This window comes from Roseicyclus persicicus, assembly GCF_012395815.1.
Taxonomy (GTDB): Bacteria; Pseudomonadota; Alphaproteobacteria; order Rhodobacterales; family Rhodobacteraceae; genus Roseicyclus; species Roseicyclus persicicus.
In genome coordinates this window covers 221,515-241,344 of sequence record NZ_JAAZQQ010000004.1, presented here as the reverse complement: position 1 = coordinate 241,344, position 19,830 = coordinate 221,515, and the positions used below count along the sequence as shown (strand labels likewise).

Annotated in this window: 18 protein-coding genes; 6 read left to right on the top strand and 12 right to left on the bottom strand. The window is 71.5% G+C overall.

All coding sequences use genetic code 11. The annotated features are described in order from the left end of the window. The 4 genes from HCU73_RS13305 (at position 1) to HCU73_RS13290 (ending at position 6,236) form a co-directional block, all read left to right on the top strand. Positions 1–1,350, top strand: coding sequence for an amidase (locus HCU73_RS13305; RefSeq protein WP_168623946.1), 1,350 nt, complete (start codon positions 1–3; stop codon positions 1,348–1,350). Between the two features lie 111 nt (positions 1,351–1,461). After that, positions 1,462–2,640: an aminotransferase class I/II-fold pyridoxal phosphate-dependent enzyme gene (locus HCU73_RS13300; RefSeq protein WP_168624045.1), complete on the top strand. Its 1,179-nt coding sequence runs from the start codon at positions 1,462–1,464 to the stop codon at positions 2,638–2,640. A gap of 12 nt (positions 2,641–2,652) precedes the next feature. Continuing rightward, positions 2,653–5,565, top strand: a complete 2,913-nt coding sequence (locus tag HCU73_RS13295) for a DNA translocase FtsK (RefSeq protein ID WP_168623945.1) — start codon at positions 2,653–2,655, stop codon at positions 5,563–5,565. Between the two features lie 74 nt (positions 5,566–5,639). After that, positions 5,640–6,236 (top strand): LolA family protein, encoded by a 597-nt coding sequence (locus HCU73_RS13290; RefSeq protein ID WP_168623944.1) that lies wholly within the window; start codon positions 5,640–5,642, stop codon positions 6,234–6,236. Positions 6,237–6,246: 10 nt separating this feature from the next. Here HCU73_RS13290 and HCU73_RS13285 read toward each other — a convergent pair whose 3' ends face one another. Together HCU73_RS13285 and HCU73_RS13280 are read right to left on the bottom strand one after the other, a co-directional pair. After that, on the bottom strand, positions 6,247–6,831 hold the full coding sequence (locus HCU73_RS13285; RefSeq protein ID WP_168623943.1) for a transglycosylase SLT domain-containing protein: 585 nt from the start codon (positions 6,829–6,831) through the stop codon (positions 6,247–6,249). An 84-nt stretch (positions 6,832–6,915) separates the two neighbouring features. Then, positions 6,916–7,797 (bottom strand): AEC family transporter, encoded by an 882-nt coding sequence (locus tag HCU73_RS13280; RefSeq protein ID WP_168623942.1) that lies wholly within the window; start codon positions 7,795–7,797, stop codon positions 6,916–6,918. Positions 7,798–7,883: 86 nt separating this feature from the next. Between HCU73_RS13280 and hspQ the strand changes: the two genes are divergently transcribed. Beyond that, the gene (gene hspQ, locus HCU73_RS13275; protein WP_168623941.1) at positions 7,884–8,210 is read left to right on the top strand and encodes a heat shock protein HspQ; all 327 of its coding nucleotides are present in this window, start codon (positions 7,884–7,886) and stop codon (positions 8,208–8,210) included. A gap of 7 nt (positions 8,211–8,217) precedes the next feature. Here the strand turns inward: hspQ and HCU73_RS13270 are convergent, their stop codons facing one another. The 4 genes from HCU73_RS13270 to HCU73_RS13255 all read right to left on the bottom strand — a co-directional run bounded on the left by HCU73_RS13270 (position 8,218) and on the right by HCU73_RS13255 (position 11,264). After that, positions 8,218–8,598, bottom strand: coding sequence for a rhodanese-like domain-containing protein (locus tag HCU73_RS13270; protein WP_168623940.1), 381 nt, complete (start codon positions 8,596–8,598; stop codon positions 8,218–8,220). Positions 8,599–8,610: 12 nt separating this feature from the next. After that, on the bottom strand, positions 8,611–10,194 hold the full coding sequence (locus HCU73_RS13265; protein ID WP_168623939.1) for a gamma-glutamyltransferase family protein: 1,584 nt from the start codon (positions 10,192–10,194) through the stop codon (positions 8,611–8,613). 190 nt (positions 10,195–10,384) lie between these two features. Next, positions 10,385–10,912, bottom strand: a complete 528-nt coding sequence (locus HCU73_RS13260) for an ATP-binding protein (RefSeq protein WP_210730638.1) — start codon at positions 10,910–10,912, stop codon at positions 10,385–10,387. Between the two features lie 7 nt (positions 10,913–10,919). Then, a complete protein-coding gene (locus HCU73_RS13255) occupies positions 10,920–11,264 on the bottom strand; it encodes an STAS domain-containing protein (protein WP_168623937.1) in 345 nt (114 codons plus the stop codon). An 83-nt stretch (positions 11,265–11,347) separates the two neighbouring features. On the opposite strand from HCU73_RS13255, the gene HCU73_RS13250 reads away from it, so the two are divergent. Continuing rightward, a complete protein-coding gene (locus tag HCU73_RS13250; protein WP_168623936.1) occupies positions 11,348–12,526 on the top strand; it encodes an acetyl-CoA C-acyltransferase in 1,179 nt (392 codons plus the stop codon). 73 nt (positions 12,527–12,599) lie between these two features. On the opposite strand, the gene HCU73_RS13245 is transcribed toward HCU73_RS13250, so the two are convergent. The 6 genes from HCU73_RS13245 to lspA all read right to left on the bottom strand — a co-directional run bounded on the left by HCU73_RS13245 (position 12,600) and on the right by lspA (position 19,766). Further along, positions 12,600–14,087: a DNA recombination protein RmuC gene (locus HCU73_RS13245; protein WP_168623935.1), complete on the bottom strand. Its 1,488-nt coding sequence runs from the start codon at positions 14,085–14,087 to the stop codon at positions 12,600–12,602. 3 nt (positions 14,088–14,090) lie between these two features. Further along, the gene (gene mutL / locus HCU73_RS13240; protein ID WP_168623934.1) at positions 14,091–15,911 is read right to left on the bottom strand and encodes a DNA mismatch repair endonuclease MutL; all 1,821 of its coding nucleotides are present in this window, start codon (positions 15,909–15,911) and stop codon (positions 14,091–14,093) included. Between the two features lie 48 nt (positions 15,912–15,959). After that, positions 15,960–17,273: a M16 family metallopeptidase gene (locus HCU73_RS13235; protein WP_168623933.1), complete on the bottom strand. Its 1,314-nt coding sequence runs from the start codon at positions 17,271–17,273 to the stop codon at positions 15,960–15,962. Then, positions 17,270–18,634 carry a M16 family metallopeptidase gene (locus tag HCU73_RS13230; protein WP_168623932.1) on the bottom strand — a complete coding sequence of 455 codons (1,365 nt, stop codon included), beginning with the start codon at positions 18,632–18,634 and terminating at the stop codon, positions 17,270–17,272. Before HCU73_RS13230 ends, HCU73_RS13235 begins: the two co-directional genes overlap by 4 nt. An 85-nt stretch (positions 18,635–18,719) precedes the next feature. Further along, positions 18,720–19,238, bottom strand: coding sequence for a DUF3035 domain-containing protein (locus HCU73_RS13225; RefSeq protein WP_168623931.1), 519 nt, complete (start codon positions 19,236–19,238; stop codon positions 18,720–18,722). Between the two features lie 45 nt (positions 19,239–19,283). Then, positions 19,284–19,766, bottom strand: a complete 483-nt coding sequence (lspA, locus tag HCU73_RS13220) for a signal peptidase II (RefSeq protein WP_168623930.1) — start codon at positions 19,764–19,766, stop codon at positions 19,284–19,286. Positions 19,767–19,830 lie beyond the last annotated feature (64 nt).

Here is a 19,830-nt window from a genome sequence, read left to right as displayed (position 1 = left end):
ATGGACGACTGGCTGTGGATGAGTGCAAGCGATCTGGGGCGCGGCATCGGCGCGGGTCGGATCGATCCGGTGGAACTGACCGAGGCGTATCTGGCGGCCGCGGCGGCCCATCAGCACGGGCGGCGCATCTATGTGCGGATGACCGAGACCCGCGCCCGGGCCGAGGCCGAGGGCGCGCGGCGCCGGGCGAAGGACGGCGTGCGGCGGGGCCTGCTCGACGGGGTGCCGGTCAGCTGGAAGGACCTGTTCGACACCGCCGGCGTCGTGACCGAGGCCGGCACGCTGCTGCTGGAGGGGCGCACGCCCGACGCCGACGCCGAGGTGCTGGCCGCGGCGACCCGCGCCGGCACCGTCTGCCTTGGCAAGACGCACATGTCGGAACTGGCCTTTTCCGGCCTCGGCCTCAACCCCGCCTATGGCCATAACACCGACCCCGCGCCCGGCACGCCGCCGAACGTGCATGACCCCGCGCTTGCGCCCGGCGGCTCGTCCTCCGGCGCGGCGGCCTCGGTCGCCTTCGGGCTGGCGCCCGCGGGGATCGGGTCGGACACCGGCGGCTCGGTCCGGGTGCCCGCGGCATGGAACGACCTTGTCGGCCTCAAGACGACCCATGGCCGCCTCAGCCTCAAGGGCGTGGTGCCGCTGGCCGAAAGCTTCGACACGGTCGGCCCGCTCTGCCGCACGGTCGAGGATTGCGCGGAGCTGCTGGCGGTGATGGAGGGCGGCAAGCCGGCCGACCTGCGCGGCGCGACGCTGGAGGGAGCGCGCTTCCTGCTCCTGCAGCCCTACGCGACCGATGTCCGCGACGCCCCCGGCACCGCCTTCGCCTCGGCCGTGGAGCGGTTGGGCAACGCGGGGGCGCGGGTCGAGGCGGGGACGGTCTCCTGCATCGCCGAGGCGATGGACCTGTCGCCGGTCCTGTTCGCCACCGAGGGCTACGGCACCTGGCGCGACGTGATCGAGGCCGCGCCGCACAAGATGTACCCCCGCATCCTCGAACGGTTCCGCGGCGGCCGCGACTTCAGCGCGCCCGACTACGTCGCCGGCTGGCGCCGCCTGCGCGAGCTGCGCGCGGTCTGGGCCGGGGAAACCGCCGCCTACGACGCGGTGCTTCTGCCGACGGTCGCCAACCTGCCGCCGAACGTGGCGCGGCTCATGTCCGACCCCGACTACTACGTCACCGAGAACCTGCTGACGCTGCGCAACACCCGCGTGGGCAACCTGATGGGGCTGTGCGGCCTGACGCTGCCCACCGGGGTGCCGTCCTGCGGGCTGATGATGCTGGCGGCCCCCGGCTCCGAGGAACGGCTGCTGCGGCTGGGCGCCGCCGCCGAGGCCGCGCTGTCGTGACGGGCAGGGGCCGCCCGGGCCCGCGCGGCTTTTTCTGGACCGGGGGACGGGGACGCTGTAGGTTTGTCACGAACGGGGCGTGAACGACCCCGGCATTGAGGCAGACAGATGGTGTTTCCCGAGCGGTTCTCGAACCTGCCCGAGTATGCGTTTCCGCGCCTGCGGAAGCTTCTCGACGTGCATGCACCGGGCGGGCCCGTCGTGCACATGACGATCGGCGAGCCGCGCCACGCCTTTCCCGCATGGGTCGGTGACGTGATCGCCGACAGCCTCGAGGGCTTCGGCCGCTACCCGCCGAACGAGGGCACGCCCGAGATGCAGACCGCCATCGCCCGCTGGATCGCGCGGCGCTACGGCGTCACGGTGTCCGCCGACCGGCAGATCACGCCGCTGAACGGCACCCGCGAGGGGCTGTTCAACGCCTGTCTCGCGCTCTGCCCCGAGACCAAGGGCGGCAAGAAGCCCGTCGTCCTGATGCCCAACCCCTTCTACCAGGTCTATGCCGTGGCCGCGCTGGCCGTGGGGGCCGAGCCCGTCTACGTGCCCGCGACCGCCGAGACCGGCGACCTGCCGGATTACGCCAGCCTGCCGCCCGAGATCCTCGACCGGACGGCCATCGCCTACATCTGTTCGCCCGCGAACCCGCAGGGCGCCGTGGCCGACGAGGGCTGGTGGAAGACCCTCATCGCGCTGGCGGAGCGCCACGATTTCCAGATCTTCGCCGACGAGTGCTATTCCGAGCTCTACCGTGACCGGCCGCCGCCGGGCGCGCTCGAGGTGGCCGACCGCGTGGGCGCGCACCCCGAGCGGGTGGTGATCTTCCACTCGCTGTCCAAGCGGTCGAACATGCCGGGCCTGCGCGCGGGCTTTGCCGCCGGCGGCCCCGAGAGCGTCGCGCGGATGAAGCAGCTCAGGAACTACGCCGGCGCGCCGCTGCCGATGCCGCTGCAGGCGGTGGCGACGCGGGCCTGGTCGGACGAGACCCATGTCGAGGAAAACCGCGCGCTCTACCGCGCGAAATACGCGATCGCGGACGCCATCTTTGGCGACGTGCCGGGCTACCAGCCGCCGCAGGCGGGGTTCTTCCTGTGGCTGCCGGTCGCCGATGGCGAGGCCGCCGCGCTGAAGCTGTGGCAGGAGACGGGGGTCCGCGTGCTGCCGGGCGCCTATCTCGCCCGCGCGGTCGATGGCGTGACCCCCGGCGCGGATCGCATCCGCGTCGCGATGGTCGCGGAACAGGATGAAATGCGCGACGGGCTGACCCGGCTCCGCGCGTGTCTCTACGGATGAGGACGGACGGCGATGGCCTATCAGACCAGACAGCGTGACCCCCTGCTCGACGACCGGATGCACGAGATCCTCGTGCGCTTCGGCCAGCAGGCGGCGGGCTTCGCGCTGCTCGGTCTGGGCGCGGCGCTGACCGCGCTGCTGGTGTCCTACGCGCCGGACGATCCCAACTTCATGGCGGCGACGGATGCCGTGCCGCAGAACCTGCTCGGCCGCTTCGGCGCCTCGGTGGCCGCGATCCTGATCATGATCATGGGCTACGGCGCCGGGCTCCTGCCGGTGGCCGCCACAATCTGGGGCCTGCGCTTCCTGTTCCAGGTCGGCCACGAGCGCGCCATGGGGCGCAGCCTGTTCCTGCCCATCGCCGCCGCGCTCGGGTCGATCTACATGGCCAGCGTCGCGCCGCCCGAGGACTGGAGCCACAGCTTCGGCCTCGGCGGGCTGTTCGGCGACACCATCCTCGGCGCGGTGCTGAACGCGCTGCCGATGTCGCCCGAGGCGGGGCTGAAGCTTTTGGCCGCGCTGGCCTTCGTGGTGGGGCTGGGGCTGTCGCTCTTCGTGCTGGGCGTGAACCGCACCGAGGCGCGGGCCGGCCTGCGCTTCCTGCTGCTGGGCCTGTTGTCGGTCGGCGCCATGGTCTCGGGCGGGCTCCGCAACGCGGGGCAGGGGGCCGGCCACGCCGCGAGCCGCCTGGCCGAGCTGCGCGCGCAGCGGCGCGACATGCGCGCCCCGCAGCCCCTGGCGCCCGACCCGGCGCTGCGCACCGTGCCGATCGTGCACGACGACGAGGACGAGGCGCTGGCGCCCCGCCGCGGCCCCGGCGCGCTGTTCGGGCGCGTGCCGCTGCTGCGCGCCCGCGCGCCCGAGGCGATGCCCGAGCCGGAACTGCCGCCGCGCCGCACGCCCCGCGTCGAGGCGCCCGAGCCGCTGGACGAGGACCGGATCCGCGCGCGCATCACCGACGTCATCAAGTCGCGCGTCCGCCGCCCCAACGTGATCGCCGAGGCCGCCACCCGGCGCCGTGGCGTGCTGCCGGCCGCCGCCGCGGGCCTTGCCGCCGCCGTTCCCGCCGCCGCCGCCGCGCCCCGGGTCGAGCCGCCCCTGACCGCCGCGCGTCGGACCGAGCCGCCGCTGACCGCCGCCCGCCGGCCCGCCGCCGTCGCCCAGCCCGTGCCCATGCCCGCGCCCGCCCTCGCGCCGGAGCAGGAGGACGACGCCGAGAACATGTTCCTCGAGGACGACGCCGACGACGCCATCGCGCCCGGCCCGCTCCGCGGCCCCGTGGCCCTGCCGCAGACCGAGTTGCAGCGCCGCGTGATGCAGCGCGCCATGGCGAAGAAGCCCGCCCCGTCGCGGCAGGCGCAGGCCGACGCCCAGCCCTCGCTGCCCCTGCAGGCCAAGGCCGAGCCCAGCTACGAGCCGCCGTCGCTGTCGCTGCTCGCCAACCCCGCCTCGATCCAGCGCCACCACCTCAGCGACGAGGCGCTGGAGGAAAACGCGCGGATGTTGGAGAACGTGCTCGACGACTACGGCGTGAAGGGCGAGATCGTCAGCGTCCGCCCCGGCCCCGTCGTGACCATGTACGAACTGGAGCCCGCGCCGGGCCTCAAGGCGTCCCGCGTGATCGGCCTGTCCGATGACATCGCCCGGTCGATGTCGGCGCTGTCGGCGCGCGTCTCGACGGTGCCGGGCCGGTCGGTCATCGGCATCGAACTGCCGAACCAGCACCGCGAAAAGGTGCTGCTGCGCGAGCTTCTGAGCCACAAGAGCTTTGGCGACGGCAACCAGCGCCTGCCGCTGGCGCTGGGCAAGGACATCGGCGGCGACCCGGTCATCGCCAACCTCGCCAAGATGCCCCACCTGCTGATCGCCGGCACCACCGGCTCGGGCAAGTCGGTGGCGATCAACACCATGATCCTGAGCCTGCTCTACAAGCTCAGCCCCGAAGACTGCCGGATGATCATGATCGACCCCAAGATGCTGGAACTCAGCGTCTATGACGGGATCCCGCATCTGCTATCCCCGGTCGTGACCGACCCCAAGAAGGCGGTCGTCGCCCTGAAATGGGTCGTGGGCGAGATGGAGGAGCGCTACCGCAAGATGTCGCGCATGGGCGTGCGCAACATCGAGGGCTACAACGGCCGCGTCCGCGAGGCGCTGGCCAAGGGCGAGATGTTCAAGCGCACCTACCAGACGGGCTTCGACGACGAGACCGGCGATCCGGTGTTCGAGACCGAGGAATTCCTGCCCGAGCCGATGCCCTTCATCGTCGTCATCGTCGACGAGATGGCCGACCTGATGATGGTCGCCGGCAAGGAGATCGAGGCCTGCATCCAGCGCCTCGCGCAGATGGCGCGCGCCTCGGGCATCCACCTGATCATGGCCACGCAGCGCCCGTCGGTCGACGTCATCACCGGCACGATCAAGGCGAACTTCCCGACGCGGATCTCGTTCCACGTCACCTCCAAGATCGACAGTCGCACCATCCTGGGCGAGCAGGGCGCCGAGCAGCTGCTGGGCATGGGCGACATGCTCTACATGGCCGGCGGCGCCAAGATCACCCGCGTGCACGGCCCCTTCGTCAGCGACGAGGAGGTCGAGGAGATCGTCCGCCACCTCAAGTCCTTCGGCCCGCCGTCCTACGCGGCCAGCGTGCTGGACGGCCCCGACGACGACAAGGAGGCCGACATCGACGCGGTGCTGGGCCTGAACACCGGCGGCAATACCGACGGCGAGGACGCGCTCTACGACCAGGCGGTGGCGATCGTGGTGAAGGACCGCAAGTGCTCCACCTCCTACATCCAGCGCAAGCTCGGCATCGGCTACAACAAGGCCGCGCGGCTGGTGGAACAGATGGAGGAGGCGGGGCTGGTCAGCATGGCCAACCATGTCGGCAAGCGCGAGATCCTCGTGCCCGAGCCCGAGTGACCCGGGGCGATGACGGTTGCGTGACCGGCGCGGTCGCCCCTTCACCCGCCCCGCGAAACGCATATCTTGAGGCCATGACACGGCTTGCCCTCACCCTCGCCCTGATCCTCTGCACCGCCGCCCCGGCGCTGGCCGACCTCGTGCCGCTGGCGCAGCTGTCGCGCTACCTCAACGACATGCGCACGGCCGAGGGAACCTTCACCCAGATCAACGCCGACGGGACGATCTCGACCGGCGACATCTACCTGCACCGGCCCGGCCGGGTGCGGTTCGAGTATGACGGCGACGACCTGCTGGTGATCGCGGGCGGGCAGCAGGTGGCGATCTTCGACGGGCGGTCCAACACCCGGCCCGAGACCTACCCGCTGGGCGAGACGCCGCTGAACCTGATCCTCGCGCGCAACGTCGACCTGGCGCGGTCGGGCATGGTGGTCGGGCACGAGTTCGACGGCACCGCGACCCGCGTCCTGGCGCAGGATCCCGACCGCCCCGAGATCGGCACCATCGAGCTGGTGTTCACGGATGCGCCGGTGGAGCTGCGCCAGTGGGTCATCACCGACAGCACCGGGGCCGCGACCACCGTGGTGCTGGGCAACCTGGAGGAGGGCGGCTCGATCCCCGCCCGGCTGTTCAACATCACCGCCGAGATCCAGTCGCGCATCCGCGACTGACCGCACCGGCTCAGCGGCAGGTGGCCAGCTGCGCCTCGTAGACGGCCGCGCGCTGGGCGACCCGGTCGGCGACCTGCAACAGCCAGGGCTTGGCGTTGTAGCTGCCCCGCGCGTAGCCGGCGTGGCCCTCGTGGTAGGCGAGGTACTGGTTGCGCGCGTCGGTCAGCGGCACGCCGTTCCGTTCGCGGGTGAGCGTCATGTACCAGCCCATGAAATCGGCCGCGTCGCGGATGTCGGTGCGGTCTGCCCGGCGGTTGCCGGTGTCGGCGAGGTATTCGTCCCAGGTGCCGTCCAGCGCCTGGCTGTAGCCGAAGGCCGAGCTTTGCCGCCCCATCGGGATCACGCCCAGCGTGTAGCGGAACGGCGGCCGCGCGTCGCCGTCGAAGCGGCTTTCCTGGTGGAAGGTGGCCATCTGGACATGGACCGGCACGCCCCAGCGCCGCTCGGCGCGCTGCATCGCCTGGAAATAGCGCGGCCGCTCGGCCGCCAGCGCACAGGCGTTGTCGAGGTTGCGCGGGGCGCTGAACTCCCTCTGGCCGCAGCCCGTGGCCACGACGACGAGGGACCCCAAAAGGAAGGATCTGCGTTTCAACATCACTGCTCGTGCCCGATTTCTTCGGTTCTTGGCGGGCAGCATAGCCCGAATTGGCGGCGGAGGGAATGCCGGGTGGCCCGCGCCCTAGAGCAGGAACGACAACGTGATCGGCAGGGCGGCCACCGACATCAGCGTCGACACCATCACCAGCCCCGCCACCGCGTCGGGGTCGGTGCCGTAGCGTTCGGCCATCAGGTAGGAGGTGACGGCCACCGGCGTCGCCAGCTGCAGCACCAGCACCCCGAAGGCCACCGGCTCCAGCCCGAAGGCGCGCCCCGCCACCGCGCCGACGACCAGCCCCAGCGCCAGCTTGGCCGCCGACAGCCACACCGCGCGGCCCACGCGCCCCGGCTTGAGCCGCGCCACCGCCACGCCCAGCGTGATCAGCAGCAGCGGGATCGCCATCTGCCCGACCAGCGCCAGCGATCGCGTCAGCCATTCGGGCGTCTGCCAGCCCATGGCCAGGAACAGCCCGCCCATGAGCGTCGCCCACAGCATCGGCTCGCGCAGCACCCGCCCGGGCGACGCGCCGCCGGCCACCAGCCACAGCCCGATGGTGAAGCTCAGGATCGCCATCACCGCGAACACCACGACGGCCAGGCCCAGCCCCGTTTCCCCGAAGGCGAACAGCGCCAGCGGCAGGCCGAGGTTTCCCGTGTTGCCGAAGGCCAGCGGCGCCACGTAGGCCGCGCGGTCGAGCCGGAGGGCCGCCACCACCGCCCAGCTGAGCGCGATCACCACCGCGTAGGCCGCCAGCGCCGCGAGGCTGAGCGCGGTCAGGGCCGCCGGCGCGATTTCGGTCTGCATCAGCGCGGTGAAGATCAGGCAGGGCACCGCCAGCGTCATCGCCAGCCGCGTCACGAACTCGGTCGGGTAATCGAACCCGGCCTTCGACCAGACGAACCCCGCGCTGCCCAGCAGGAACACCGGCGCCACGATGCCGAGCACCGTCAGGAGCATTTCCACAGATTGTTTCTCCCCCGACTCGCGACGGCTTATGGACAAGGCCCCCATGCGGGGGTTAACACCGCTGTTCAAGGGGGCTTCGCGTCATGCTGAAGAGCACGGCAAAATACGGCTTGGGCCAGGTGGTGCGTCACCGCAAGCACCCCTTCCGCGGCGTGGTGTTCGACATCGACGCGGAATTCGCCAACACGGACGAATGGTACGACGCCATCCCCGAGGAGGCGCGGCCGTCCAAGTCGCAGCCCTTCTACCACCTGCTGGCCGAGAACGATCACACCTACTACGTCGCCTACGTGTCCGAGCAGAACCTCGTGCCCGACGAAAGCGGCGAGCCGGTGGATCACCCCGACCTGCCCGACCTGTTCGGCGAGTTCACCGACGGCCGCTACCCGCTGGAATTCCAGCTGAACTGATCGCCCGTCAGTCGACCGGCCGGCCCTCGGCCTTCCACGCCGAGAACCCGCCCTCCATCTCCGCCACGTTGTCCATCCCCATGTCCTGCAGGGTCTTGGTGGCGAGCGCCGAGCGCCAGGCGCCGGCGCAGACCAGCACCAGCCGCTTGTCGGTGGCCAGCGCCTCCTTGTGGTAGGGGCTGGCGGGGTCGACCCAGAACTCCAGCATCCCCCGCGGCGCATGGATCGCGCCGGGCAGGCGGCCGTCGCGCTCCAGCTCGCGCACGTCGCGGATGTCGACGAAGACGGCGCGGCCGGCGGCCACCTCGGCCGCCGCCTGCTCCGTCGACAGCGAGGTGATGGCCGCCTTGGCCGCCATCACCATGTCCTTCACCGGCGTGATCGCCATGGGGCCCTCCCGTCAATAGCCGAGCGCGATGCCGTCCTTGCGCGGGTCCGACCCGCCCTCGAGCGTGCCGAGGTCGTGGTGGATGCGGATCGCCTGCGCGCCCCCGATGCCCACCGGCGGGATGGAGACGGAATGGCCCATGTCGGCCAGCTCCTGCCGGACCTGGTCGGAATAGCCCTTCTCGACCTTCATGTCGCCGTATTCGCTGAAGCAGCGGGGCGCGTCGATCATGCCCTGCGGGTCCATGCCGTAGTCGACCATGTTGGTCACCATCCGGGCGTGGCCGGTCGACTGGTACTGCCCGCCCATCACGCCGAAGGACATCATGACCTTGCCGTCCCGCTTCAGCATCGCCGGGATGATCGTGTGCATCGGGCGCTTGCCGCCGTTGGCCTCGTTCGGGTGGCCTTCCTCCAGCGTGAAGCCCGCGCCGCGGTTCTGGAACAGGACGCCGAACTTGTCCGACGCGATGCCCGAGCCGAAATCCTTGAACACGGAATAGATCAGCGACACCGCCATGCGGTCCTTGTCGACGACGGTGAGGTAGATCGTCTCCTTGTGGACTTCCTCGGTCAGCGGCTTGGCCGACGCCATCGCGCGGGTCGGGTCGATCAGTGCGGCGAGTTTCCTGGCGGTCGCCGGGTCCAGCATGTGGGCAAGCCGCGTCATGTGGTCCATGTCCGCCACGAAGCGGTCGCGCGCGTCATAGGCCAGTTTCGTCGCCTCGGCCTCGATATGGGCGCGCAGCGTGCCGAAGGGGTCCATCGCCGGCAGGTCGAACTCCGCCAGGATGTTGGCCAGCAGGATCGCCGTCGCGCCCTGGCCGTTCGGCGGGTGCTCGACCAGCTCGATCCCCTTGTAGGTGCCGCTGATCGGGGTGCCGTAGTCGCAGCGGGTGTTGGCGAAATCCTCCAGCGTGTGCACACCGCCGAGCGCGCGCAGCGAGGCGACCATGTCCTCGGCGACCTCGCCCTCGTAGAAGCCCGCGCGGCCCTGCTTGGCCACCCGGCGCAGCACCTCGGCCTGCCCCTTGTGGACGAAGCGCTGGCCCAGCCGCGGCGGGGCGCCGTCGAACAGGTAGAAGCGCTGCGCCGCCGGCCCGAGGTTGTCGTGGTGGTGCAGCCAGTCGAACCCGGCGCGCGGCGCCACGGGAACGCCGGCCTCGGCGTAGTGGATCGTCGGCGCGAGCAGCCGGTCGATGCCGAGCCGCCCGTGATCTTCGGCCAGCCGGCAGAAGGCGTCGATCGCGCCCGGGATGGTGACGGCGGCGGGGTGCCCGAAGACCGGCATCTTGCTGTGGCCCTGCGCGCGCAGGTCGGCGCCCTTAAGCGCGGCGGGCGCGCGGCCCGAGCCGTTCAGCGAGATCACCTCCTCGGAGCCCGCGGGCTTGACCAGCACGAAGCAGTCGCCGCCGATCCCGGTCATCGCCGGTTCGCACAGGCCCAGCAGGACCGCGCCCGCGATGGCGGCGTCGACGGCGTTGCCGCCGGCCTTCAGGATGTCGATGGCCGTCTGTGCCGCCAGCGGGTGCGACGTGGCGCACATCCCCTGGTCGGCGAACACGCCCGACCGTCCCGGCATATGGAAATCGCGCATGTCCTGTCCCTCCATCGCGCTGCTGTCCCCGGGCGGCACCGTAGCCGGGGGCGCGGCGAGGGCAAGGGGGGACGCGCCGAAGGAGAGGGGGAAGTGGTAGCCGAGAGACCTCGACGCCGCACACTGGGTGGGGGCTTTGACGCACGGCGCCGAGGGAAGCCTCTGCAGCTACGGGATCATGTATCGCCGGTCATGCGGGCGGGATTGCGGAGGGAATCTGGCAATCGCGTGGCAATTCGCCCGGCTTGCGGGGTTTCTCGACCGCCGGCAGCAGGAATCGCAGCGTGTTGCGGTCGCCGGTCCGCTCGTGGTGCAGGTCCTCCGCGATGCGCCGCAGGAGCGCCCAGCCGAATCCCCCCTCCGGCAGGTCCATCGGGTCGCGGCCGGACAGCTCGGGCATGGCGTCGCCGGGCAGCGGGCCGGGCGGCATCGCGCGCCCCTTGTCGCGCAGCATCACCCTGAGGCCCCCGGCCTCGACCAGGATGTCGAGTGCGATGGGCCCGGGCCGCGGGCGCGCGGGGCCGTAGGCATGTTCCACGATGTTGTTGCAGGCTTCGGCCAGGGCGATCTGGGCCCGTTGCCGGAGCCCGTCGCCCACCCCCGCCGCGGCGAGCCCGGCCTCGACCTCGGCCAGCGACCGGCGCACCGCCGCGTCCTCGCCGGCGAAGCGCAGCGACAGGCGTGGCGGCGCGGACTGGCGACCGGTCGGCCCCGACATCGCCCCCTCAGCCCGATCCGGCATGGGCCGCCAGCGCGGCGGCAAGATCGGCATGGATCGGGAACACCGTGTTCATGCGTGTGAGCGTCATCACCTTGTCGACCGTCGGCGTCAGCCCCGACAGCGCCAGCTGCCGCCCGGAGCCGAGCAGCTTGCGCGCCGCGACCACCGCGCCGAGCCCGCTCGAATCGAGGAACTCCACCCGGGCGAGGTCGAGGATCACGTCGCCCTCGGCGCTGCCGGCGAGGTCGCGGAACCTGTCCTTGAACTGGATCGCCACGCTGGCGTCGATGCGCGGTTCCTCGACCCGGAGGACACCGACCGCGCCGCGCGCCTCGAACGTCATCTTCATCCCGTGGCCTCCGTTTGCAGATTTGCTATGGGATAGGGGACAAGTCTTACCAATCGGTGAGCGGCGACGAGGGAGGACCGGAGATGGACGAGGTTGTGATCGCGGGCGCGGCGCGGACGCCGATGGGCGGGTTCCAGGGCGCGCTGTCGGGGGCCACGGCGGCCGAGCTGGGCGGCGCAGCCATCGCGGCGGCCCTGGCGGATGCGGGCGCGGCGGCGGACCGGGTCGAGGAGCTCCTGATGGGCTGCGTGCTGCCGGCCGGGCAGGGCCAGGCGCCCGCGCGGCAGGCGGGGTTTCACGCCGGGCTGCCCAAGGAGGTGCCGGCCACGACGCTCAACAAGATGTGCGGCTCGGGCATGAAGGCCGCGATGTTCGCCTGGGACCAGTTGGCGCTCGGCCGGTCGGACCTGGTGGTCGCGGGCGGCATGGAATCGATGTCGAACGCCCCCTACCTCCTGCCCGCCATGCGCGGCGGCGCGCGGATGGGGCACGCCCAGGCGCAGGACCACATGTTCCTCGACGGGCTGGAGGACGCCTATGACCGTGGCCGCCTGATGGGCACCTTCGCCGAGGACTGCGCCGAGGCGTTCCAGTTCACGCGGGCCGCGCAGGATGCCTATGCGCTGGGTTCGCTGGAGAACGCGCTGGCGGCCATCGCCTCGGGCGCCTTCGATGCCGAGGTCACGCCGGTGACGGTGAAGGGCCGCAAGGGCGAGGCGGTGGTCTCGGTCGACGAGCAGCCCGGCAGCGCGCGGCCCGAGAAGATCCCGACGCTGAAGCCCGCCTTCCGCAAGGACGGCACGGTGACGGCGGCCAATTCCTCGTCGATCTCGGACGGCGCGGCGGCGCTGGTCATGGCGCGGACGGCGGCGGCCGAGGCGCAGGGGTTGCGCGTGCGGGCCCGGGTGCTGGGCCATGCCTCCCACGCGCAGGAGCCGAACCTGTTCCCCACCGCGCCGGTACCCGCGGCGCGCAAGCTGCTCGACCGGCTCGGCTGGTCGGTCGAGGACGTGGACCTGTGGGAAGTGAACGAGGCCTTCGCCGTCGTGCCCATGGCCTTCATGCACGAGATGGGCGTGCCCCGCGAGAAGATGAACGTCCACGGCGGGGCCTGTGCGCTCGGCCACCCCATTGGCGCGTCGGGGGCGCGGATCATGGTGACGTTGCTCAACGCGCTGGAACGGCACGGGCTGAAGCGCGGGGTCGCGGCGATCTGCATCGGCGGGGGCGAGGGGACGGCCATCGCGATCGAGCGGGTCTGAGGGGGCGTTTTCCTGCAGGAAAACGTGTCGGAAAACTGCAGTTTTCCCACGCGAAAAACTGCAGTTTTTCGCCCTATTCCTCGCCCTCGTCCGAGGTCAGCAACTCCGGCGCCGTCAGCCGCCGGGGCACCGTTTCCACCCGCGGCGCGTCCTGCAGCTCGGCCGCGGCCGACTGCACCACCTGCATCGCCTCGAGCTTGCGCGCCGACGGCAGCACGCGGGCCTCCAGCGACCCCATCGCCTTGTTATAGCTGTCGACCGACCGGTTCAGCGCCACGCCCACCCGCTGCAGGTTGCCAGCAAAGACGGCGAGCCGACCATACAGCTCCTTGGCCTCGCGGTGGATCGCCACGGCATTCTCGGCGACGGCTTCCTGCTGCCAGCCAAAGGCGATGGTCCTGAGCAGCGCGATCAGCGTGGATGGCGTCGCGATCACCACCCGCGCCTCCATCGCGCGCTCCAGCAGCGCCGGGTCGCTTTCCACCGCCGCCGACAGGAACACGTCGCCGGGGATGAACATCACCACGAAATCCGGCGTGTCGGCCAAGAGGTCGTGGTAGCGCTTGGACGACAGCATCCGCACATGGTCGGCCACCTGCTTGGCGTGACGGCGGATCGCCACGTCCCGCGCCTCGGGCGTCTCGGCCTCCAGCGCGTCGAGGTAGCCGTCGAGCGAGGTCTTGGCGTCGATCACCAGTGACCGCCCGCCCGGCATCCGCACGATGGCGTCGGGGCGCTGCAACCCGTCCTCGGTGCGGTGGCTGGTCTCGGTCTCGAAATCGACATGCTCGGCCATGCCGCTCAGCTCGAACACCTGCCTCAGCTGCATCTCGCCCCAGCGCCCGCGCGTCTTGGGCGCGCGCAGCGCCTGCACCAGTTTCCGCGTCTCGCCCGACAGCTGCGCCTGCCCCAGCCGCAGCTGCTCCACCTGCTCGCGGATCGCGCCGTAGGCGTCGGTGCGGTGTTTCTCCATGTCCCGCAGCACCGCGTCGAAGGCGCCCAGCTTCTCGTTGAGCGGCTTCACCATCCCGTCGATGGCCTTCTGCCGCGCCTCAAGCTCCGCCTTGGCGGTCTCGGAATGGGTGGCGAAGCGTTCGGTGACGCGGTCGAGGAAGGCGCGGGAATTGCCCTCCAGCACCTCGGTCGCCAGCGTGCGGAACTTCGCCTGCAGCGCCTCGTTCAGCCCGCGCAGCTCCTCCAGCCGGGCGGCCTGCGCGGCCTCCACCGTCTCCAGCCGCGCCTCGGCCTGGTTCAGCGCGCCCAGCAGCCCGTCACGCTCCTCCCGCGCCTCGGCCAGCTGTTGCTCCAGCTGCGGCAGGCGTTCCGCCCGCGCCTCCAGCACGGCGACCTGCCGCCGCAGCGCCTCGGCCTCGGCCAGATCCCTGTTCGCCCGCCGGAGCCGCGCGCCGCGCAAAAGATGCGCCACGACCAGCCCCGCCGCCAGCAGCAGCGCAAGCACGAGGTAGACCGGCAACGGGTCGACCGCCGGGCCGAAGGGCGAGGTCTCGCGCAGCCGGGCGGCGAGGGTCTCAAGCAGGGTGACGAGGGGCGCGGTTTCCATGGCTCAGCTCCGCCCGAACAGCCGGTCGATGTCGGCCAGTTTCAGCGCGACGAAGGTCGGGCGGCCGTGGTTGCACTGGCCGGAATTCGGCGTCGCCTCCATCTCGCGCAGCAGCGCGTTCATCTCGTCCGCGCTCATGCGGCGGCCGGAGCGGACGGAGCCGTGGCAGGCGATGCGGCTGAGGACCGCGTCGAGCCGCCCCTTCAGCGCCTCGGAGCGGCCGAGGTCGTCGATCTCGTCGAGGATGTCACGCAGGAGCGGCTCCACGGCGACGGCACCGAGGAGGGCGGGTGTCTCGCGGACAGCGAGGGTGCCGGGGCCGAAGGGCTCGATCGTCAGCCCGAGGGCGGCGAGGTCGTCGGCGTGGTCGAGCAGGCGGTCGGCGTCGGGGCCGAGGGTCACGATCTCGGGGATCAGGAGCGCCTGCCGCGCGACGCCGGTGTCGGCCATCTGGCGCTTGAGCCGTTCGTAGACCAGCCGTTCGTGGGCGGCGTGGGCGTCGACGATCACCATGCCGCTGTCGGTCTGGGCGACGATGTAGGTCTCGTGGATCTGGGCGCGCGCGGCACCGAGGGGGCGGGCGGTCTCCTCCACGGCGGGGGCTGCGTCCTCGACGCGCGCAGACGGCGGGGCGGACCAGAGGGCGGGGGCTTCTTCCATCGCGGGCGCCTGCCAGTCGCGCGCGCGCGTCAGCGTCGCCGTGGCGGGCCGATCCATCTGGTAGACGCGCGGCGCCCCGCCGAGCGCCGCCCCGAGGACAGCCTCCCCGAGGCTGGACGAGGCGCGCGGCCCCGACCCCGCCAGCGCCGCCCGCAGCGCCGACACCACCAGCCCCCGCACCAGCGCCGGGTCGCGGAACCGCACCTCGGCCTTGGCCGGGTGCACGTTCACGTCCACCCGCTCCGCCGGGCAGTCGAGGAACAGCGCCGCCGCCGGGTGCCGGTCGCGCGCCAGCACGTCCATGTAGCCCGCCCGGAGCGCGCCGTAGAGCTGCTTGTCCCGCACCGGCCGCCCGTTCACGAAGAAGAACTGCGCCACCGCGGCCCCGCGCGACCACACCGGCAGCGCGGCGTATCCGGTCAGGCGCACGCCCTCGCGCTCTGCCTCGACCCGGATCGCGTTTTCCACGAAATCCCGCCCGATCAGCCCCGACAGCCGCGCCCCCAGCGCGTCGAACAGGTCGCCCGTCTCGGGTTCGGCGCGCAGCACCACGCGCTCGCCCTCGGTCACGTCCTTGAGCGTGATGCCCACCCCCGGTGCCGCCATGGCGAGCCGCTTCACCACGTCCGCGATGGCCTGCATCTCGGCCCGGTCCGTGCGCAGGAACTTCAACCGCGCCGGCGTGGCGTAGAACAGGTCGGCCAGCTCCACCACCGTGCCGCGCGACAGGGCCGCGGGCCGCACCGGCGACATCTCGCCCCCGGTCACCCGGATCTCGTGCGCGTCCCCGCCCGCCACCCGGCTGACGATCCTGAGGCGCCCCACCGCGCCCAGCGACGGCAGCGCCTCGCCGCGAAAGCCGAAGCTGGTGATGTTCAGGAGGTCCGACCCGTCGATCTTGGACGTCGCGTGGCGGCTCAGCGCCAGCGGCAGGTCCTCGGGCCCCATGCCGCAGCCATCGTCGGTGACGCGGATCAGGCCCTTGCCGCCCTGGGCCACCTCGACCAGCACCCGTGTCGCACCGGCGTCCAGCGCGTTCTCGACCAGCTCCTTCACCGCCGAGGCGGGGCGTTCCACCACCTCGCCCGCCGCGATCCGGTTGATCGCGGCCTCGTCGAGCTGCCGGATGACCGGACGGCTTATCTTGGGGTCATCGAGGGACATGCCACCAAACCTAGCATGTCCCCCGGCCACGGGCCAAGGCCCGCGCGGTCAGTTTCCGGGGGATAACCCCTCGGGCCGGCCGACCACCACGAAATGCAGGTCCTCGGGCCGCAGAAGGCGGGCCGCGACGCGCCGGACGTCCTCGAGCGTGACCGCCTCGACATAGGCGTTGCGGTTCTCGATGTATTCCACCGGCATGTCGTCGGACTGCATGGCGGCGAGGATGCCGGCGATGGTGGCGTTGCCGTCGAAGCGCAGCGGGTATTCGCCGGTCATGTAGCGGATGGCGGCGTCCAGCTCGTCCTGGGTGATGCCGTTCTCGGCAAGGTCGGCCCATTCGGCCTGCACCACCTCGATCGCCTGCGCGACGAGGTCGTTGGAGGACGAGAACTGCCCCAGCAACGTCGGGGACAGATCGGCCAGCGACAGGAAGGTGCCGATGCCGTAGGTCAGCCCGCGCTCCACCCGGACCTGTTCCATCAGCCGCGACCGGAAGCCGCCGCCGCCCAGCACCTGGTTCAGCACGAAGGCCGCGAAGAAGTCGGGGTCGTCCCGCGCGATGCCGGCATGGCCGAAGAACACCGACGCCTGCGGAGTGGGGAAGTCGACCACGGTGACCCCGCCCTCCAGCCCGAACTCGGCCGGGCCGGGGCGCGGCGGCGCCTCGGCGGGCAGGTCGCCGAGGATGCGGTCGATCAGGAGGCCCAGCTCCTCGGGCGTGATGTCGCCGGCGGCGCCCACCACGACCCGGTCGCGCGTCAGCGTGGCCCGGTAGGCGGCCACGATGTCCTCGCGGGTCAGCCGCGACACGACCTCGACCGTGCCCTCCTGCGTGGTGCCGTAGGGGTGGTCGCCATAGGCCAGCCTGTTGAAGGTGGTGGTCGCGATGTCGCTGGGGTCGCGCTCGTTGCTCTCGATGATCGAGATCACCTGCCCGCGGGTGCGCTCGATCGCGTCGGCGTCGAAGCGCGGTTCGACCAGCGCCGCGCGCAACAGGTCGGCGGCGGCGTCGCGGTTCTGGGTCAGCATCTGCGCGCTGACCACGATCGCGTCGCGGAAACTGTCGACGACGAAGCTGGTCGCCAGCGCCTCCTGGGCGGCGGCGAAGGCCTGCGCGTCCATGTCGGCGGCGCCTTCCTCCAGCAGCCCGGTCATCAGGTAGGTCGCGCCCCGCGCCTCGGCCGGGTCCAGCCCCGAGCCGCCGATGAACCAGAATTCCAGCGCGACAAAGGGGATCGAGTCGTCCTCGACCAGCCAGGCGTCGATGCCGCCCGGCGAGGTGACCTCCTGGATGTCGATGTCGGCGGTCGCCGGCAGGGGGACGGCCAGCGCGACGAGGGTCGCGGCGATGCGGGCGATCATTGGTTCACCTCCGTGGGCTGGGCCTCGGGCGCGGGCTCGGCGGGGCGCTGCAGGTAGCCGGTGACGGTCGAGGGGTCGTCGAACAGGCGCCGGGCGGCGTCCATCACGTCCTCGGGCGTCACGGCGGCCAGCGCCGCGGTCCAGCCCTCCACGTCGGCCACGGTCAGCCCGGTGGTCAGCTCGACCCCCCAGGACCGGGCAAGGCCCTGGGTGTCGTCCTCCTCGTAGATCTCGCCGGCCTCGATCTGGAACTGGATGCGGGCGAAATGGTCGGCGTCGATGCCCTGTTCGAGGAAGGTCTCGACCATGCGCCAGATGTCGGCCTCGGCCTCCTCCAGCGACACGCCGGGCACCGGCACGTTCACCAGCGAGAAGCCGGACGGATCGACGCTGGTCGAATCGTAGAAGGCCGCGGCGTAGAGCGAGCGTTCCTCCTCGAACTGCAGCTGCCGGCTCATCAGCGCGCTGGGGCCCCCTCCGCCCAGCAACTCGGCCAGGTAGACCAGCGCCGCCGCCTCGCGCTGGTCGCCGGGCTCGCGCACCGGGGCCAGCATCTGGATCGAGACATAGGGGTTGGCGACGCGCTCGTCCTCGTAGATCACGCGGCGGTCGGCGATGTGCGGCGGCTCGGTCGGGCGCAGGCGCTCGGGCAGGGCGGCCGAGGCCGGGATCGGGCCGTAATGCTCCTCGGCCAGCGCGCGGACCTCCTCGGGCGTCACGTCGCCCGCGACGATCAGGATCGCGTTGTTGGGGTGGTACCAGGTCTCGTAGAAGGCGCGCGCGTTCTCCAGCGTCAGCCCCTCCATCTCGTGGCGCCAGCCGATGATCGGGATGCCGTAGGGGTGGTTCAGGAACAGCGCTGCGCGCATCTGTTCGTTGAACAGCGCGCCGGGCGACGAATCCGTGCGCTGCGCCCGTTCCTCCAGGATCACGCTGCGCTCGGTGGCGACCTCGACCGGGTCGAACACCAGGTCGCGCATCCGGTCGGCCTCCATCTGCATCATCAGGCCCAGCCGGTCGGCCGCGACGCGCTGGAAATAGCCGGTGTAGTCCCAGGCGGTGAAGGCGTTGTCCGACCCGCCGTTGGCCTCGACCACCTCGCTGAACTGCCCCGAGGCCATGTCGTCGGTGGCCTTGAACATCAGGTGTTCCAGGAAATGCGCGATGCCCGACTGGCCGGGGGGCTCGTCGGCGGCGCCGACGCGGTACCAGACCATGTGGGTGACGGCGGGCGTGCGGTGATCCTCGATCACCACCACCTGCATGCCGTTGTCGAGAAAGAATTCCTCGACCTCGCCGGCGGCCTGCGCGGCCAGCGGTGTCAGGGTCAGCCCGAGGGCCAGCGCGAGACGGTGCAACATGCACGTCCTCCGGTTCGGATGCGGTTGCCTGTCAGATAACGGCGCCGGGCCCGGGATCAACCGGGCTGACGGCGACGTGAGCGTCCTATTCCAGAACGATGCCTTCGGGCGGCGCGGCCGGGGTGCGGACGCCGGCGCGGCGCAGGCGCTCCAGCTCGGCGTAGCGGTCCAGCCACATCGACCGGTAGGCGCGGAAATAGACGTTGTTGCCGAACAGCCGTTCCAGCAGCCGGCCGTTGTTGTCGCGCCGGTATTCCAGATCCTCGGCGGCCAGCACGCCGCGGATGTCGGGCGAGGTGCCGAAGCGCGAGGCATAGCCGACGATGTCGCCGGCCTGGCTGGTGGCGCGCTCGGGGTTGCCGCCCAGCGCGCGGATCGCGTCGCCCTCGGGGTCGGGATCGGTGCGGTTGGTGCCGCCCGGCGTCGGCGGGGGCAGGGTGCGCAGGTCGGCGGGGATCGCGATGGGCTCGGTCGGCAGGACCGAGAACTCGTCCGGCCCCGACTCGGTGTTGCGCAGGTTCATCAGCCGCGGGTCGCCCGACCCGCAGGCCGCCAGCGCGACCGTGGCGGCGGCAAGCGTCAGGGTCGTGAACAGGCGCGGCATCGGGCGGTCCTTCGTCATCCTCGGGGCCGGGGTCTATCGCAAATCTCAGGCCCCGTCACGCGGCATCTTGCTGTCATTGGAGAAGATCAGCAACCCGAAGGCGCCCGCGAAGATGCCGATATCGGCCACGTTGAAGGCGAACGGGTTCACGATGCCACAGCAGGACATGTTCAGGAAATCCGCGACCGCCCCGTAGACCAGCCGGTCGAGCGTGTTGCCCATCGCCCCGCCGATCACCGCGCCCGCCGACACCAGCGTGATCGATCGCGTCAGCCCGTGGCGCGCCCACCACAGGAGCCAGCCGGTGATCGCCACCGCCAGCCCGATCAGGATCCAGCGCGTCACCTCGGGCCCGCCCGAGAACAGGCCGAAGTTGATGCCGGTGTTCCAGCCCATCTTGAAGGTCAGGAGCGGCGGAAACACCTCTATCACGCCGCGCTCGATCAGGCCCATGGCGTGGACGACGAGGTATTTCGACAGCTGGTCGAGGGCGAACCAGACCGCGGCGGAGATCAGGACAAGACGCATGGGCGGGGGCCTCGGGGAACACTCCCCGGCTCGATAGGGCATGGCCGCCGCAAAGGCCAGTGGG

Excerpts from the sequence above, each read along its gene's own strand:
- HCU73_RS13255 (WP_168623937.1), bottom strand. The coding sequence starts at position 11,264 with ATGAAGATGACGTTCGAGGCGCGCGGCGCGGTCGGTGTCCTCCGGGTC.
- HCU73_RS13225 (WP_168623931.1), bottom strand. The coding sequence starts at position 19,238 with ATGCCGCGCCTGTTCACGACCCTGACGCTTGCCGCCGCCACGGTCGCG.
- hspQ (WP_168623941.1), top strand. The coding sequence starts at position 7,884 with ATGCTGAAGAGCACGGCAAAATACGGCTTGGGCCAGGTGGTGCGTCAC.
- HCU73_RS13260 (WP_210730638.1), bottom strand. The coding sequence starts at position 10,912 with ATGTCGGGGCCGACCGGTCGCCAGTCCGCGCCGCCACGCCTGTCGCTG.
- HCU73_RS13270 (WP_168623940.1), bottom strand. The coding sequence starts at position 8,598 with ATGGCGATCACGCCGGTGAAGGACATGGTGATGGCGGCCAAGGCGGCC.
- lspA (WP_168623930.1), bottom strand. The coding sequence starts at position 19,766 with ATGCGTCTTGTCCTGATCTCCGCCGCGGTCTGGTTCGCCCTCGACCAG.
- HCU73_RS13290 (WP_168623944.1), top strand. The coding sequence starts at position 5,640 with ATGACACGGCTTGCCCTCACCCTCGCCCTGATCCTCTGCACCGCCGCC.
- HCU73_RS13305 (WP_168623946.1), top strand. The coding sequence starts at position 1 with ATGGACGACTGGCTGTGGATGAGTGCAAGCGATCTGGGGCGCGGCATC.
- HCU73_RS13250 (WP_168623936.1), top strand. The coding sequence starts at position 11,348 with ATGGACGAGGTTGTGATCGCGGGCGCGGCGCGGACGCCGATGGGCGGG.
- HCU73_RS13295 (WP_168623945.1), top strand. The coding sequence starts at position 2,653 with ATGGCCTATCAGACCAGACAGCGTGACCCCCTGCTCGACGACCGGATG.
- mutL (WP_168623934.1), bottom strand. The coding sequence starts at position 15,911 with ATGTCCCTCGATGACCCCAAGATAAGCCGTCCGGTCATCCGGCAGCTC.
- HCU73_RS13230 (WP_168623932.1), bottom strand. The coding sequence starts at position 18,634 with ATGTTGCACCGTCTCGCGCTGGCCCTCGGGCTGACCCTGACACCGCTG.
- HCU73_RS13265 (WP_168623939.1), bottom strand. The coding sequence starts at position 10,194 with ATGCGCGATTTCCATATGCCGGGACGGTCGGGCGTGTTCGCCGACCAG.
- HCU73_RS13285 (WP_168623943.1), bottom strand. The coding sequence starts at position 6,831 with ATGTTGAAACGCAGATCCTTCCTTTTGGGGTCCCTCGTCGTCGTGGCC.
- HCU73_RS13245 (WP_168623935.1), bottom strand. The coding sequence starts at position 14,087 with ATGGAAACCGCGCCCCTCGTCACCCTGCTTGAGACCCTCGCCGCCCGG.
- HCU73_RS13235 (WP_168623933.1), bottom strand. The coding sequence starts at position 17,273 with ATGATCGCCCGCATCGCCGCGACCCTCGTCGCGCTGGCCGTCCCCCTG.